Annotated in this window: 15 protein-coding genes; 7 read left to right on the forward strand and 8 right to left on the reverse strand. The window is 67.2% G+C overall.

The annotated features are described in order from the left end of the window. Nucleotides 1-18: 18 nt before the first annotated feature. The 8 genes from ACMGDM_RS19020 to ACMGDM_RS19055 all read right to left on the reverse strand — a co-directional run bounded on the left by ACMGDM_RS19020 (nt 19) and on the right by ACMGDM_RS19055 (nt 5,675). On the reverse strand, nt 19-942 hold the full coding sequence (locus tag ACMGDM_RS19020) for a Tle-like phospholipase domain-containing protein (protein ID WP_436805700.1): 924 nt from the start codon (nt 940-942) through the stop codon (nt 19-21). A gap of 88 nt (nt 943-1,030) precedes the next feature. Beyond that, on the reverse strand, nt 1,031-1,408 hold the full coding sequence (locus tag ACMGDM_RS19025) for a helix-turn-helix domain-containing protein (RefSeq protein ID WP_436805701.1): 378 nt from the start codon (nt 1,406-1,408) through the stop codon (nt 1,031-1,033). Further along, nucleotides 1,405-2,214 (reverse strand): type III secretion system export apparatus subunit SctT, encoded by an 810-nt coding sequence (gene sctT, locus ACMGDM_RS19030; protein ID WP_436805702.1) that lies wholly within the window; start codon nt 2,212-2,214, stop codon nt 1,405-1,407. Before sctT ends, ACMGDM_RS19025 begins: the two co-directional genes overlap by 4 nt. Next, a complete protein-coding gene (gene sctS, locus ACMGDM_RS19035; protein ID WP_436805703.1) occupies nt 2,211-2,477 on the reverse strand; it encodes a type III secretion system export apparatus subunit SctS in 267 nt (88 codons plus the stop codon). Before sctS ends, sctT begins: the two co-directional genes overlap by 4 nt. Nucleotides 2,478-2,486: 9 nt before the next feature. Then, nucleotides 2,487-3,173, reverse strand: coding sequence for a type III secretion system export apparatus subunit SctR (gene sctR, locus ACMGDM_RS19040; protein WP_436805704.1), 687 nt, complete (start codon nt 3,171-3,173; stop codon nt 2,487-2,489). Continuing rightward, a complete protein-coding gene (locus ACMGDM_RS19045) occupies nt 3,173-4,057 on the reverse strand; it encodes a FliM/FliN family flagellar motor switch protein (protein WP_436805705.1) in 885 nt (294 codons plus the stop codon). Before ACMGDM_RS19045 ends, sctR begins: the two co-directional genes overlap by 1 nt. 68 nt (nt 4,058-4,125) lie before the next feature. Next, nucleotides 4,126-4,470: a flagellar biosynthetic protein FliO gene (gene fliO, locus ACMGDM_RS19050; RefSeq protein WP_436805706.1), complete on the reverse strand. Its 345-nt coding sequence runs from the start codon at nt 4,468-4,470 to the stop codon at nt 4,126-4,128. Next, nucleotides 4,470-5,675, reverse strand: coding sequence for an EscU/YscU/HrcU family type III secretion system export apparatus switch protein (locus ACMGDM_RS19055; protein ID WP_436805707.1), 1,206 nt, complete (start codon nt 5,673-5,675; stop codon nt 4,470-4,472). Before ACMGDM_RS19055 ends, fliO begins: the two co-directional genes overlap by 1 nt. A 520-nt stretch (nt 5,676-6,195) precedes the next feature. On the opposite strand from ACMGDM_RS19055, the gene ACMGDM_RS19060 reads away from it, so the two are divergent. The 7 genes from ACMGDM_RS19060 to sctJ are packed head-to-tail and all read left to right on the forward strand — an operon-like array spanning nt 6,196 to nt 13,370. Then, on the forward strand, nt 6,196-6,969 hold the full coding sequence (locus tag ACMGDM_RS19060) for a lytic transglycosylase domain-containing protein (protein ID WP_436805708.1): 774 nt from the start codon (nt 6,196-6,198) through the stop codon (nt 6,967-6,969). Beyond that, on the forward strand, nt 6,966-8,909 hold the full coding sequence (locus tag ACMGDM_RS19065) for an FHIPEP family type III secretion protein (RefSeq protein WP_436805745.1): 1,944 nt from the start codon (nt 6,966-6,968) through the stop codon (nt 8,907-8,909). Before ACMGDM_RS19060 ends, ACMGDM_RS19065 begins: the two co-directional genes overlap by 4 nt. Then, nucleotides 8,906-10,714: a type III secretion system outer membrane ring subunit SctC gene (sctC, locus tag ACMGDM_RS19070; RefSeq protein WP_436805709.1), complete on the forward strand. Its 1,809-nt coding sequence runs from the start codon at nt 8,906-8,908 to the stop codon at nt 10,712-10,714. Before ACMGDM_RS19065 ends, sctC begins: the two co-directional genes overlap by 4 nt. Nucleotide 10,715: 1 nt before the next feature. After that, entirely contained in the window at nt 10,716-11,882 is a 1,167-nt protein-coding gene (locus tag ACMGDM_RS19075; protein ID WP_436805710.1) for a SctD/MshK family protein, read from the forward strand. A gap of 27 nt (nt 11,883-11,909) precedes the next feature. Beyond that, entirely contained in the window at nt 11,910-12,215 is a 306-nt protein-coding gene (locus ACMGDM_RS19080; protein WP_436805711.1) for a hypothetical protein, read from the forward strand. 5 nt (nt 12,216-12,220) lie between these two features. After that, nucleotides 12,221-12,628, forward strand: a complete 408-nt coding sequence (locus ACMGDM_RS19085) for an EscF/YscF/HrpA family type III secretion system needle major subunit (protein WP_436805712.1) — start codon at nt 12,221-12,223, stop codon at nt 12,626-12,628. A gap of 4 nt (nt 12,629-12,632) precedes the next feature. Continuing rightward, on the forward strand, nt 12,633-13,370 hold the full coding sequence (gene sctJ / locus ACMGDM_RS19090; protein ID WP_436805713.1) for a type III secretion system inner membrane ring lipoprotein SctJ: 738 nt from the start codon (nt 12,633-12,635) through the stop codon (nt 13,368-13,370). Nucleotides 13,371-13,382: the final 12 nt, after the last annotated feature.

The raw sequence follows: 13,382 nt of genomic DNA on the forward strand, positions 1-13,382 counted from the left end.
GTGTGTCGGCGCGTCGGGCTAGCGCCCGCGCAGCGAGGCGATGACCCACTCCATGCCATGCCGATCGATCGCGTTGTCGTTCCAGAAGCGCTTCCCCTGGGGCGTGACCGGTTCGAGCGGCACGCGCGTGCCTACGGCCTCAGGGGCATCGACCCGGCTGCCGAGCGGACCAAACAGCAGTGCGCCGGCGATACGATCGCCACCATCCTGCAGCGCGGAAAGCACTTCTCCGCGGACGTAGTAGGCACGGATGTCCGGAATGGTCCGTCCCGAGGCGCCTCGGATCGCCTGCGCTTGGTCGATCGTCTCCGCGCTGAGACCCGCCGCGTTGAAGGTGCTGGCGGGGGCGCCGCTCGCCAACCCCGCCGCCGACGCCAGACCACCGCCAAGTGAGTGACCGGCAAAGGTGACGTTCTCGACGCCGCTCTGCGCCACGGCACGGCCGAGCTGGAGCGCACGACTGTAATGGTCGGTGTTGAGGCCTACCGCCTGACGCGCATTGGCGACCCAGTCGCCGCTCTGCTGCGAGCCTCGGAAGGCGATTACGACCTGTGCATCGTCTCCGCTGCCTTGAACGTACGCGCGTGCGCGGAAACCATTGGGCTGGTCGGCCAGCATCGCAGGTGTGACACCTACACGTGCAAGTTCCGCCTTGGTCGCAACATGAAATCCGGAAGGCGGCACGGCCACGTCGAGGTAGACGTCCTGCGCGAGCTCGGCGAGCGTCGTGGAGTCGAGCTTGGAAGCCGCACGAGGCGCAGACGGGGCCGCCATGTCGTGCGCCGCCGGTGCATGCTTCGCGCGATCGGCCGGTCCCCACGCCGCGCGCTCTCCTGCGGTCACGGCGTGCGCTGCAAGCAGCGCGCGCTCGGCGGGTGACGTGGAGGCAACACTCAGGGGTGGAGAGGCTGGGGCTACAGGATCGAGGCGGTTGACGTACACGGCGCGGCTCTCCTCGGACCAGGTCGGTGCTACCCGAGTGTCGCGAGGGCGTCGCTAGACGAATCGCCTAGAAGACGTAGGCCTCCTTTCAGTCCAGCGGATGGAAGAGCAGACCTGCGAGACAGCCCAGCTTGCGCATGCCGTCCACCTGCAGCTTGGCAACCGCGTTGTTACAGTGCGATCGCACCGTGCTTTCGTTGATGCCCAGCAGAAGGGCTATGTCGGCGTTGGAACGCCCCCATCCGAGCAGCCGGAGCGTCGCGGCCTCGGTGCGTGTGAGGGATTGGAGTCCGGACACGAAGGCAAGGGGTACCCGGACACCCTCCACCGTGAACTCGCCTATCTGGACGTCGGGACGCGCTGGACGGCTCGTCTCGGCCTGTCGAAGCAGCGCGATCAGCCGGGTGAGCTCCCCCGTATCGGTGACTCCCTCTCCCGCGCGCGACTTATCGACACCCGGCCTCACCGTTGTGACCCTACGCGCGACAGCACCTCAGTGGCCATGCGCTGGCGCGTGCCAAGTTCGCGGATGACCGAGCCGGCGAACAGCGGCAGCAGCATGATCAGCACCACCACAGCGGCCACGGCCTTGATCGGCATCGACAGCGAGAAGACGTTGAACTGCTGCGCGAAGCGGTTGAGCAGCCCGAGCCCGAGATCGATGACGTAGAGTACCAGCAGCACTGGCGCGGCGAAGAGGAACGCCAGCGCGAACAGTCGTCCGAACTCCGCCTCAAAGAGGCGCACCGCGCCTCGATCGAAGGCCATGTCGCCCGGACCGAGCGGCCACGCCGCGTAGCTCAGCATGACCGTACCGACCAGCAGCGTTATGCCTCCTGCGGAGACGAAGACCAGCTGCGCCACCCGTGCCAGGAGGCCGGCGGTGATCGACTCCTGCAACCCGGACATGGGGTCGATCAGCTGACCCACCGTCGCTCCCACCTTGGCATCGATCATCTCGCCTGCCGCTCCCATGGCCCACATGACGGTTCCGAAGAAGAAGCCGATCGTCGTGCCCGCCACCGCCTCCTTGGCGTAGAGCCACACCCACTGGCCGGCATCAAGCGAACCCGGATCGAACGGATGCGGCAGGCTTAGTGCAATTAGGCCGAACGCCACGAGAAGGGAGTTGCGCACCGTCGCTGGGATGACCTGAGGCGAGAAGATGGGCACGAGCGCGAAGGCGAAGGCGAAGCGCGCCGCAGCCACGCCTACGGTGAGCGCCTGCTGTGTCCACGGCGCGAGCGCCGCGAGTGCCGGGGCCGCGCTCATCCCACCATCCCTGGAAAGCGGGTGAAGATGCTGTCACCGAACCGAAGAAGGGCTCCCGCCACCATCGCCGACGTGACGAACAACGTCAGTACGATGGCGAAGAACTTCAGCGTGTATTGCAGCGTCTGCTCCTGCAGCTGCGTGGCGGCCTGTACGACCGCCACGAGGAGCCCCACCACCGAAGCCGCGACGATCGGTGGCGCCGACAGCAGCAGCACCAGCCAAAGCGCCTCCACCGTGACGCCGATGACGTCACCATTCATGGCACGATCTCACGCATATGAAAGCACCAGGCCGTGGGCCAGCTTCACCCAACCGTCGATCAGCACGAACAACAGGATCTTGAACGGCATCGAGATCGTGGTGGGCGACAGCATCATCATCCCCATCGCCAGCAGGATGTTCGAGATCACCATGTCAATGACCAGGAACGGCAGAAAGATCAGGAAACCAATCTGGAACGCGACCTTGAGTTCGCGGACGACGAAGGATGGGATTACCACCACGAAGTCGCGGTCGGTTAGCGTCGCGGCTCGCTGCGCCCCGCCGATGTTTCGCTGCGTCGCGAGGAAGAAGGCTCGCTCGCGCGGGTCCGAGTGCTTCACCAGAAAGGCGCGAAGCGGCTCCTTCGCACGATCGGCGGTGGCGAAGATCTGCTCGCTGCTGTCGATCGTCCTCGGCGGTGCCGCGTCGCCCGGCATCGTCGCCGCTGTCGGCACACGCGACGCCGCGGACATGTCGGTCAGCGTCGGGTACATCACGTAGATGGTGAGGATGAGCGCGAGCCCGTTCAGTACGACGTTAGGCGGCACCTGCTGCAGCCCAAGTGCATTTCGCAGCAGGCTGAGCACCACGACAATCTTGGTGAAGGACGTCACCATGACCGCGAAGAAGGGCGCGAGCGCAAGCAGGACCACCACGACGAGCGCGGAGCCGGGAGTGAAGGTGGAGAGGTCCATCAGCGCTCGGCCGTCTCGGGTTTAACCTCGGCGGTAGATCTGGGCGGTTGCGCGAGCTGCTCGACTACTACCGCGAACCTGTCCCCGAGCTGCACGATCTCGCCACGACCGAGCACGCGTCCGCCGACGCACAGTGTGACCCGTAGTCCCTCGTCGAGCGGACCGAGCGCCAGCGCGCCGCCCTCGCGCAGCGCAGCCAGCTCGCCAAGCGTCGCTGCTGCGCCTTCCACTCTCAGCTCGAGCGGTACGCGGAAGGCACGTAGCACCTCGCCGTCCGCAGGTACGTCCATGCCCATCGGCTCTCCCTCGTCGGCAACCGCACGTCCGTTCGCCGGGTCGAACCGGACCCGCCACTGACCGATCGTGCCCACGTCGAGCACTCCACGCCAAGCGCCGCCGGCCAGCACAACCAGGTCGCCGACGGCCAATGCACCCGCCTCCTCGACCGTAAGCAGCACCGCCGTCGCGCTTAGTGAGCCGGCCACCGGCACAGAGCCGGACCGCGCGGCAAGACGGGCCGTGTCCACCGGCATCGCCGCGACGAGCGTCGGCGGGATCGCTATCGCGAGCTCGGCCACCGCGATTTCGTCCCGGAACGCCGCTACTGAAATCATGATGGCGTCCCCGGCGGGGGTCCCGATGGCGCTATCGGGCTCGATGACCAGACCGGTACTCGCCTCGATCAAGTCGAGCAGAGGCTCTACCTGATCCAGCGCCGCTACGGCGGCTTCCACTCTCTCCGGGTGTAGCGAGGCCTCGCGGCCTTCGAGCGTATCGATGCGCAGAGCGACACCATCGGCACCGACCAGCCATGGGCCTGCCCCCGCGTCGCGCGTGATCCCGACTCGGAAGGTAAGGCCCTCTTCACCTGCGGCCTCAACCATCAGCGCCGCCCTTTCGGCTAGCGCCTGCCTCTCAGGGTCGAGTGTCGGGAGACGCGGGCGGGCGACGACTACCACGGCAGCTCCCCCGCCGGCCGAGCCTTGGATGTTGTGGTCTGAGCGGTGGATGGGTCGGACCCGCTCCATTCTTTGAGGAGGGTCACGCCGCCGGCGCCGATCCCGAGCAGAAGAGTCTCGCCGCCGACTTCGACCATGACTATCCGCTCGCGCGGCCCGAGCGGCAGAGCACGCACGAAGCGTAGCGCCCGTTCGCCCGACACACCCGCGGCACGCGAGCCGAGCGAGCGCTCCTGCCAGCGCCGAAGCAGGTAGATAGAGCCCCATGCCAGTGCGAGCACCATGCCGAGCGACAGCACGAGGGCCACAACCGACGACACGACCGTACCCAGGCCCATTACGCCTTCCCCACCGGCTCGTATCGGCGCCTGTCGAGATCCTGCTCCAGCGGCGCCTCTCCGGCACGTGCCCGCGTCGCCCACAGGATCACCTCGGCCACCGCGTCGAACAGCGGCTCCGGCACTAGACCACCCACCTCGCCTTCGGTCCACAGCGCTCGCGCGGCCGCGACGTTGCGGACGATCGGCACTCGCGCCTCGCGCGCGGCCTCTCGCATGAGTGCGGCAAGCGGCCCCTCACCCTTGCCCGCCACCACCGGCACCGGGCAGGTCTCGGGATGATACTCCAGCGCGATGGCGATATGCGTGGGATTGACCAGGAGCGCTGCCGCTCCCCGTGTGGCGCCTGCCGCGTTGCTGTTGGCCCACTCGCGATGCAGCTCGCGCCGATGCGACTTCACGTGTGGGTCGCCTTCGTCGTTCTTGTGCTCCTGCTTCACGTCCCGGCGGCTCATCTTCATCTTCTTGGTAAAGCTGTGCTTTGCATGCAGCCGATCGAGAAGTGCCACGCCGACGAAGGCGGCGACCGTCCAGCCGAGCAGTCTGAGCGTGACCGCCTCAAGAAGAGCAAGGTTCTGCCGCGCCGCCGACTGAGCGCCGCCTGGATCCCCGGCCCACTCGACCTGAGCCACCATGCGGCCGAGCTCGGGCATCAGTCCGCGGAGCGCCAGCCATGTCAGCACCACCAGGATCAACACCTTGGCGAGCGACTTCAGGAGCTCCACCAAACCGTCGAGCCCGAACATGCGCTTGAGACCCTCGATCGGATTCAGCTTGTCGAGAGAAGGCTTCAGCTTCTCCCCAGTAAGGATCGGACCAATCTGCAGCGACTCGGCGACAAGGCCCATCACCGCGACCGGAACCAGCAGAAGCGCGGTGGCACCAACCAGGAGCGCGCCCGTCCGCCAGCCAATCGTTACTGCGGCATTGGCAAATTCGCCGGCGAGTGCCGCTGACAGACTCGCCTCGGCGAGTGTTGCAAGCTGCTCGGCCAGGCTTCCCAACGTCGTAGCTAACAGAATTAGCCATGCCAGCGTCACGACCGCGGCACCAAGCTCCTTCGACTTCGCGACGTCACCCTTGCGGCGCGCATCACGAAGTTTCTTCGGGGTCGGCAACTCGGTCCTGTCGCCGCTGTCCTGACCCTTGCCCAATCGCCGACGCCCCTTCCACAAAGCATCCGCAGCGATGCAGCGTCGCTGCATGCGGGATCTGCTTCGAGTTGAATTGGATAGCGGTTCAACCGCCAAATTTCAGGTGCTGCAGAGGGGCATCCTGCAAGCACACGCACTTGATCGCGCGAGAACGCGTTGGCGGAACTCCACTTACCAACGGATGTCGCAGGCGTGCTTACCTACGAGCTACGCCTCAGGATCCTTTCTTCGGCATCAGCTATCGAGGCCGCGTTTAGACTTCCTACATGACCGTTTTGCGACGCTGCAGCCATGTTTTTTGTACAAAAGATTGGGGGTTGTCACTGTCGTAAACGGCTCGTTATCCTTCCTGTCGTTCGGGGGTCGGGCATGATTCACGATCGGAACTCCGTAGCTGGCGAGTACACTGCGCCATGGCGGGAAGACGTACATGCGTCTGCGAGAAGATCGACTAAAACGATTGCAGCGGTTGCTTGCAGTTGGCACCATCCTAGTGACGTCGTCTCAGACGCTGCTGGCTCACGACGAGGTTCCTCTTGGCTCGCCACCAGCGTGCCCACTCGCTGAGCCCGTGCGGGTCGGAAGCGACGACACGCTGCGGCGCTATGATGCGCTGTCCTCCTGCGCGCCCGAGCGTATCCGCGTCGCGGTGCCGAGCCGGTTGCTGCCACAGCGACCGCCAGTCGCCATGCGGACGATGGGCGCTGCCGGCAGGGTCGGTGTGGCGGTCCGTGCCAGCCGTCCGCGTATCGGCGACACACGGGTTGAACGTGCCCGGCTGGACGGCGCCGGTGTGGAGGTGGTGCGGATCATGCCGGTTCTGCCGCCTGCGCCGGCGGCCGACCTTTCTGCCGAGGATGCTTTACTCCAGGCCGGTGAGACGAGCGCCGAGGTGCTCGGCCTCCGGCCGGCGGCCAGCACTCCCTACGACGACATGATAGCAGGAGCCGCGGAACGTCACCGTGTCGATCCGCTGCTGCTTCACTCGATCATCACGCAGGAGTCCCATTACCGGCCAGCGGTGGTAAGCGCTCCCGGAGCCCGTGGCCTCATGCAGATCATGCCTGCCACGGGGCGTTCGCTAGGCGTCGCCGACCCGCTGCAGCTGCTCGATCCGCGCGCCAACGTCGACGCGGGCGCGCGGCTGGTGCGTCAGCTATGGAGCCGGATGGGTGGGCGGCTCGATCTTGTGCTCGCCGCCTTCAACGCCGGCGAGGGCGCGGTACGCAGGTTCGGGATGCGCGTGCCGCCGTATGGGGAGACCCGGGCATACGTGGCCCGCGTCCAGGACGGCTATTGGAAGCTCGCCTCCGGTGCCGTGCAAGCGGCGACACGCCGACCATGAAGCTGCTATCCCTGCCACGAGCCGGCGGTCTCCGGCTTGCCGACACGCTCCTCATCGGCGTGCTCGGTTCGGTAATCGCGCTGTTCATCCTGCCGCTGCCGCCGCTGCTGCTCGACCTGCTAATCGCGCTGAACATGACGCTAGGGCTGCTGCTGCTGCTGAGCGTCCTCTACGTCGCCACCCCGCTGGACTTCTCCACGTTCCCCAGCGTGCTGCTGCTCACCACGCTTTTCCGGCTCGGGATCAGCGTCGCGACCACCAAGATGATCCTGCTCACGGCCAACGGTGGGCACATCGTCCAGCAGTTCGGCCAGATGGTAGCCGGGGGCAATCTCGTAGTCGGTCTGGTCGTGTTCCTGATCATCACGGTCGTTCAGTTCATCGTCGTGTCCAAGGGCGCGGAGCGCGTTGCCGAGGTGGCCGCACGGTTCAGCCTCGACGCGATGCCGGGCAAGCAGCTGTCGATCGACAGCGACCTCCGCTCGGGGCTCCTTGGCAAGGAGGAGGCGCGCGAGAAGCGCCGGCTCGTCGAGCAGGAGAGCCGGCTTTACGGCAGCCTCGACGGGGCCATGAAGTTCGTGAAGGGCGATGCGATTGCCGCACTGGTAATCGTCGTCGTCAACCTGCTCGGCGGCTTCGCGGTCGGCGTCTTCTGGCACGGCATGACGATGGCGGAGGCGATCCAGGCCTACTCGATCCTCACCATCGGCGATGGCCTGGTGGCACAGATCCCCGCCTTCTTCTGCGCGCTTGCCGCAGGACTGCTCGTGACCCGCACTACCGACGAGACGCGGGAACGCGATCTCGCGCCCACGATCCTGCGGCAGCTGTCCGGTAAGCCCCACGTGCTTCTGGTGGCGGGCGGGCTCGCCGCCGCCATGGCGCTGGTGCCGGGGTTCCCGGCGCTCGTCTTTCTGCTGATCGGCGCGGTGCTGCTGGCCTCCGGCGCATGGAGTCATCCCGACCTAGGGGCCCTACTGCGCGCGCGCATCGGCACCGCCACGGCGGTGCCGCCACGAGAGGACAGCACGGTGCGTGCCGGCGACCTGGTGCCTACGGATCCTCTCCAGCTACGCGTAGGAGCCGACCGATCTCCCACCTCGCTCACCCTACTCGGCACGGCGGTGCAGACGCGTCTGGGCGAGCTGCAGCACAGGTACGGCGTCGCGATCCCGCCTATACGGGTCCTGGTCGATCGCTCCGGGGCTGTTCCGGCCGATGGTTGGCTGCTCGAGGCTTATGATGCGCCGCTCGGCCAAGGCACCGGAGACGACGACGCCCGGGTGGTTGCACTGACCGCGGAGCTGCTTCGGCGCAACCTGTCGATGATGCTCGGCCTGCAAGAGGTGACCGACCTGCTGAACTGGCTAGGCGGGCACTACCCCGAGGTGGTCAAGGAGGCCGTCAGGGCGGTACCTACGGCTACGATCGCCGACGTGCTGCGGCTTCTCGCCGACGAACTCGTGCCATTGCGCAACCTCCGCGATGCCGCCGAGGCGATCGCCGCCGCCGGACAAATCGAGCGCGATCCACGCGCGATTGCCGAACGAGTACGCATCGCGCTCCGCCGCAACATCGTCGCGCCGCTCGTCGAGGACGGCCGACTTCGGGTGCTGATGATCGGAACGGTCGTGGAGCAGGCGATCCGCGACACCATGACCAATATCGACGGAACACCTCGCCTGGCGATCGCCCCCTATCAGATGCGCGCCATGATCGACCTGCTTCGTCAGGAGGTACAGGTCTCGGGCGCACGTGCGATCCTAACGGCTCAGGATCTGCGACGAGCACTCCGCCTGGTCACGGCGGCCGACCTGTTCGACGTGCCGGTCCTTTCGTTCAACGAGCTCAATCCGGCTGTCGCGCTCGACGTCGTCGCAGAGCTCAACCACGCCTCGGAGCTGCTCGGCTTCGGCGCCGAGCTGGAAGCCGCCGAATGAAGCGTCGTCTCGCCACCCTGCTGATCGCCGCGACCCTGGTGACGGCACCGCGAGAAGCGGACGCGGGTGAGCCGCCATTCAGCGAGCGGCCCGTGTCGATCAGTGCTCGCGGCGAGGACGTCAGGACCTTCCTGGCCGACCTATTCGGGCAGAGCGGGCTCCGCGTGAAGGTGAGTACCGGCGTCGCCGGCAAGGTCAACGGCACGTTCGCCGGTCCGCCCGCCCGCGTCTGGGCTCAGCTGGCGCGCGCCTATGGCCTGGTTGGATACTGGGACGGTGCCATCATGCGGATATACGCGCAGTCGGAGATCGGCACGCGTTCCATTGCGACCGCTACGCCGGTCCAGCTGGCGGGCGAGGTACGCCGGCTAGGGCTGAGCGACGCGACGAACGTGGTCCAGACCGGGTCCGCCCTGGTGGTTGCGACCGGGGTTCCCGAGTTCTTGCAGAGGGTGGAGGACCTGGCCGGTGCCACGCGGCTGAGTGCTGGCAGTAGCGGCCGCGGCGGATCAGGCTCTCCCGCTCTCGCCGGCGGTGCTGTTGCCTCTCCGCTGCTGGCGCTGCCGGCCCGCGCGCCGGTACGGTCGCGGGTCACCGCGCCGGCAGGCACCGGCTCGCCTTTCGAGGTGCGCATGTTCTTTCTCAAGTACCGCGATGCGGCCGACAGGCAGCTCACCTCATCGGATCGGATTACGGTCGTGCCGGGCGTCGCATCGCTCCTGCGCGAACAGATGGGAGACGGGCGCGGAGTCTCGACCGCGTCGACGAACCAGTATCGGATCTCGGACCTCGACCGCTCCCAGGAATACGGCGGCTGGGGAAGCGGCGTTCCCTACGCGGCAAGGCCCGATGGCGTACTCCCTGGCTACGGCGGAGATCCTGCGGTCAATTCGGCAGCCGCCGCAGCCGCTTTGGCGGGGCTGACCAACCCGGAGGGCGCGCGCATCAGCGCCGACCCCACCAACAATGCCGTTATCGTACGCGATCGTCCCGAGCGGATGGGCGTGTACGAGCAGCTGATCGCGAACCTAGACACCGAGCCGGTCATGATCGAGATCGAGGCGACGATCATCGAGGTCTCGACCGAAGCGCTGCGCCAGCTCGGCATCGACTGGAACCTCGGCGTCGGCGGACTGCGCCTTGCCTTCGGCGGAGAGGTGGGCGGCCCTACCCCGGGCGCTTCAAACGTCGGCGGATCGTATCTTTCGGGGAACGGCGACAGCTTCGTCACGCGTATCCGCGCGCTACAGCAGCGCGGCGCGCTTCGAGTGGTGGCCCGTCCGGTGCTGTCGACGCCGACCAACCAAGTCGCCGTCTTCGACGACACCACGCAGCAGTTCGCTCGCATCACCGGCGAGCGCGAGGTGGCGCTGAAGACGATCACCTACGGCCTTTCGATGAGGGTGCAGCCTTCCGCGATCGAGGACGGCAGCGTCATGCGCATCCGCCTCGCGGTCGAAATCGCCGACACCCGGTTGAACGGACTCGTGGTAGACGGCATCCCGCTCTACTCGGGACCGCGCATCTCAACCCAGTCGATCGTCCGTCACGGCGAGGCGGTACTGATCGCCGGCATCACCTCCGACACGCAGTACGACTACAAGAGCAAGGTGCCGCTGCTCGGCGATATTCCCATTGCCGGGCAGGTCTTCCGCAAGCGCAACAAGGGAGACCAGCACTTCGAACGCCTCTTCCTGATCACTCCGCGCATCGTGTCATCGCGCGTGCCAGGACGTCCGGTCGCGAAGGGTCCCCCACCGCTGCCGCTAGAAGTTCTTCGCGGTGGCATGGCGAAGGGAGGCTGAAATGACGACAGACACCATACCGGACGTGAGCGTCGTAGAGCCGATGCCGCCGCTTGCATCACCGCTGCTTCGCGTACTCACCGGCAGGCTCGCGGGCGCCGAGTATCGCCTTCACGCCGGTCGTAGCGTGACAGTGGGACACGGATTTGAGAACGACGTCGTGCTGCGCGGGCGAGCGACCCAGGGCTTGGTCATGGAACTGCACGTCGGTGCCGAACTGCTCCTGCGCGTGCGCTCTGGCGCGATCGACGTGCTGGGCCGCTCGCTCGCGGCCGGCGAGGAGCTCATCCTCCCCGCATACCTCCCCGTACGGCTGGGGGATCTCGCCATAGCCGTCGGGGGTGACGATCCGGCTCGCTGGGCAGAGGCTGCGACGATGGCCTCTCACGGCGCCGCCACCCTCGCGCCCGAGCTGCTGCTTCGCCCTCGATCTCCGCTGGCCGACCGCATCGCGGCACGTGCGGTGCCATGGCTTCGCCTTGGCCGCGGCCGCATCATGGCCGGGGCCGCCGGCCTGATCGCGCTGCTTGCGCTCTCCGTAGGAGTACCGGTCGCTGACGCGTGGCATACCGCGGCCGCTCGCGATCCCGCGAAGGTTCGACGGCAGCTGGCCACCGCCGGCTTTGGAGCTCTCGACGTGGCACGTGACCCGGGTGGCGCTGGCGTGCTGGTGACCGGTGCGGTCGCGACCGATCGCGACGCCGAGCGGCTTCGTGCATATGTAGCCGCACGCCTTCCCGACGCTCTGGTTGAGGTCGAGAGCGCTGCAGCGCTTGCCGCTGCGGCGACCGACATGCTGCGCGCCAATGGCGTGGCGGCCGAGGCGCGGCCGTTAGGCGCCCGCGCCATCGCGGTTGAGGGCGAGTTCCTGCCTCACGATCGTCAGCGTGAGCTGTCCGCGCTGCTCCGTCGCGACATTCCGGGCCTGCGTCGCATCGACTACCGCGCCACCGATGGCGGTGGTTCGGACGAGCTACGGCACTTCTTCAACTCGCCGCAGTACGGCGCCGCCAGCTTCGTCGACGGCGACCCCGGCTACATCGTCACCGCCGACGGCTCGCGCTGGTTCGATGGCGCGATACTGCCGACGGGTCACCGCCTCGTGGCGGTAGGGCATGGCCGCGTGACGCTGGAACGCGGCGGGCAGGTCGACGTGATCAGCATGTGATTTCATCAGCAGCGAAGGAGAGAGACGATGACCGATTCAGTAACGACGAGCATGACCAGCGCCGCCCTCGTCAACAACGCAAACGCTCCCGCAAGGCCCCGAGGTGCCAACTGGTTCGAGGCATTCGCCAGCGCTTGGGGCGACGCGCTCGATGGCCAGGCTGCACGGATCGAGGCACAGTCGAACCGCATCTCGGTGGACGGAGTGGACCAGCCGTCCGAGATCACCAAGCTGACGGCGGAGTCGATGCGGTTCGGCTTCATGTCCAACAGCTCGCACACCTCGCTCGACAGCGTCTCCAAGGCGCTCGAGACGATGGCGCGCAAGGGCTGATCGCGGTGCTGGTCGAGGCCGCTGCGGCTGCGAACGCAGCGGCGCCCGCCGCGCGCGTGACCGATCTCGGGCCGATCGGGGGCACTGCCCCCGACGCGGCTGGAGCGGCTCGCTTCCAGTCGGCGCTGGAGCGCGCCGGCCCGGCGGGAGCCGCGCCGCCCGCCGGTGCAGTAGCCGATCTGCCCCCGACTGTGACCGGCCTGTTCCAGTCGCTTGATGCGATCAACGGACAGGCGCGGTCTGTGGCGGAATATGCCGCCACCGCGCAGGCGAACGGCACCCAGCTGACCCCAGGAGAGCTCGTGCAGCTCACCATGCGCTGCCAGCAGTTCATGTTCGAGTGCCAGCTCACTTCCAACATCGCCAACCGGAGTTCGGACGGTGTCCAGCAGCTCTTCAAGCAACAGGGCTAGGCGCATGCGCCTGGTCGGCGTCACGACGCTGGCGCTCCTGCTCGCCGCTTGCGGCGGGCAGGAGATTCACACCGGCCTCACCGAGAACGAGGCAAACGAGATCGTCGCGGCTCTCGGCACGGCCCACATCTCCGCCACCAAGGCCGCCGGCGAGAAAGGCACCTGGAACGTCGACGTCGCCACCGCCGACTTTGCGCGCTCGGTCGAGGTGCTCCGCGCCAACGGCCTGCCGCGCGAAGATTTCGAGACCCTCGGGACGGTGTTCAAGAAGGAGGGCTTCACCAGCTCGCCGCTCGCCGAGCGTGCCCGGCTGATCTACGGCCTCAGCCAGGAGCTCAGCCACACCATCTCGAACATCGACGGTGTGGTGCAGGCGCGGGTGCATATAACGATGCCCGAGGCCGACCCGCTCAGCCGCCAGGCACCGCCCGCTTCCGCAGCCGTGTTCGTGAAGTACCGACCCGGCTTCGACCTGCGTGGCCAGACCGGCGCGATCAAGTCGCTCGTCACCAATTCCATTGAGGGCCTGACCTATGACCGTGTGAGCGTCGTCATGCTGGCTGCGCGTCCGATGCCGGTTGCGGACGCCTCGCCCTGGACGTCCGTCGGGACGATCGTGTCGGGCGCTTCAATGCTCCTGCTCGCGCTCGGCGCCGTAGTCGCCGCGGCGCTCTCGGTACCGCGCCTGATACGACGGCGGCGCGCCGGCACGGTGACCGTCGTGTCCCGCGAGGCGACATGAGCTCTGCACGCC

Origin of the sequence: Sphingomonas larreae, assembly GCF_051400595.1 — a bacterium.
Lineage (GTDB): Bacteria > Pseudomonadota > Alphaproteobacteria > Sphingomonadales > Sphingomonadaceae > Sphingomonas.

What these genes read in the sequence shown, in the direction of transcription:
- sctT (WP_436805702.1), bottom strand. Translation starts at nt 2,214, where the DNA reads ATGAGCGCGGCCCCGGCACTCGCGGCGCTCGCGCCGTGGACACAGCAG.
- sctJ (WP_436805713.1), top strand. Translation starts at nt 12,633, where the DNA reads ATGCGCCTGGTCGGCGTCACGACGCTGGCGCTCCTGCTCGCCGCTTGC.
- ACMGDM_RS19045 (WP_436805705.1), bottom strand. Translation starts at nt 4,057, where the DNA reads ATGGTTGAGGCCGCAGGTGAAGAGGGCCTTACCTTCCGAGTCGGGATC.
- sctS (WP_436805703.1), bottom strand. Translation starts at nt 2,477, where the DNA reads ATGAATGGTGACGTCATCGGCGTCACGGTGGAGGCGCTTTGGCTGGTG.
- ACMGDM_RS19065 (WP_436805745.1), top strand. Translation starts at nt 6,966, where the DNA reads ATGAAGCTGCTATCCCTGCCACGAGCCGGCGGTCTCCGGCTTGCCGAC.
- sctR (WP_436805704.1), bottom strand. Translation starts at nt 3,173, where the DNA reads ATGGACCTCTCCACCTTCACTCCCGGCTCCGCGCTCGTCGTGGTGGTC.
- ACMGDM_RS19075 (WP_436805710.1), top strand. Translation starts at nt 10,716, where the DNA reads ATGACGACAGACACCATACCGGACGTGAGCGTCGTAGAGCCGATGCCG.
- ACMGDM_RS19055 (WP_436805707.1), bottom strand. Translation starts at nt 5,675, where the DNA reads ATGCAGCGACGCTGCATCGCTGCGGATGCTTTGTGGAAGGGGCGTCGG.
- ACMGDM_RS19080 (WP_436805711.1), top strand. Translation starts at nt 11,910, where the DNA reads ATGACCGATTCAGTAACGACGAGCATGACCAGCGCCGCCCTCGTCAAC.
- sctC (WP_436805709.1), top strand. Translation starts at nt 8,906, where the DNA reads ATGAAGCGTCGTCTCGCCACCCTGCTGATCGCCGCGACCCTGGTGACG.
- fliO (WP_436805706.1), bottom strand. Translation starts at nt 4,470, where the DNA reads ATGGGCCTGGGTACGGTCGTGTCGTCGGTTGTGGCCCTCGTGCTGTCG.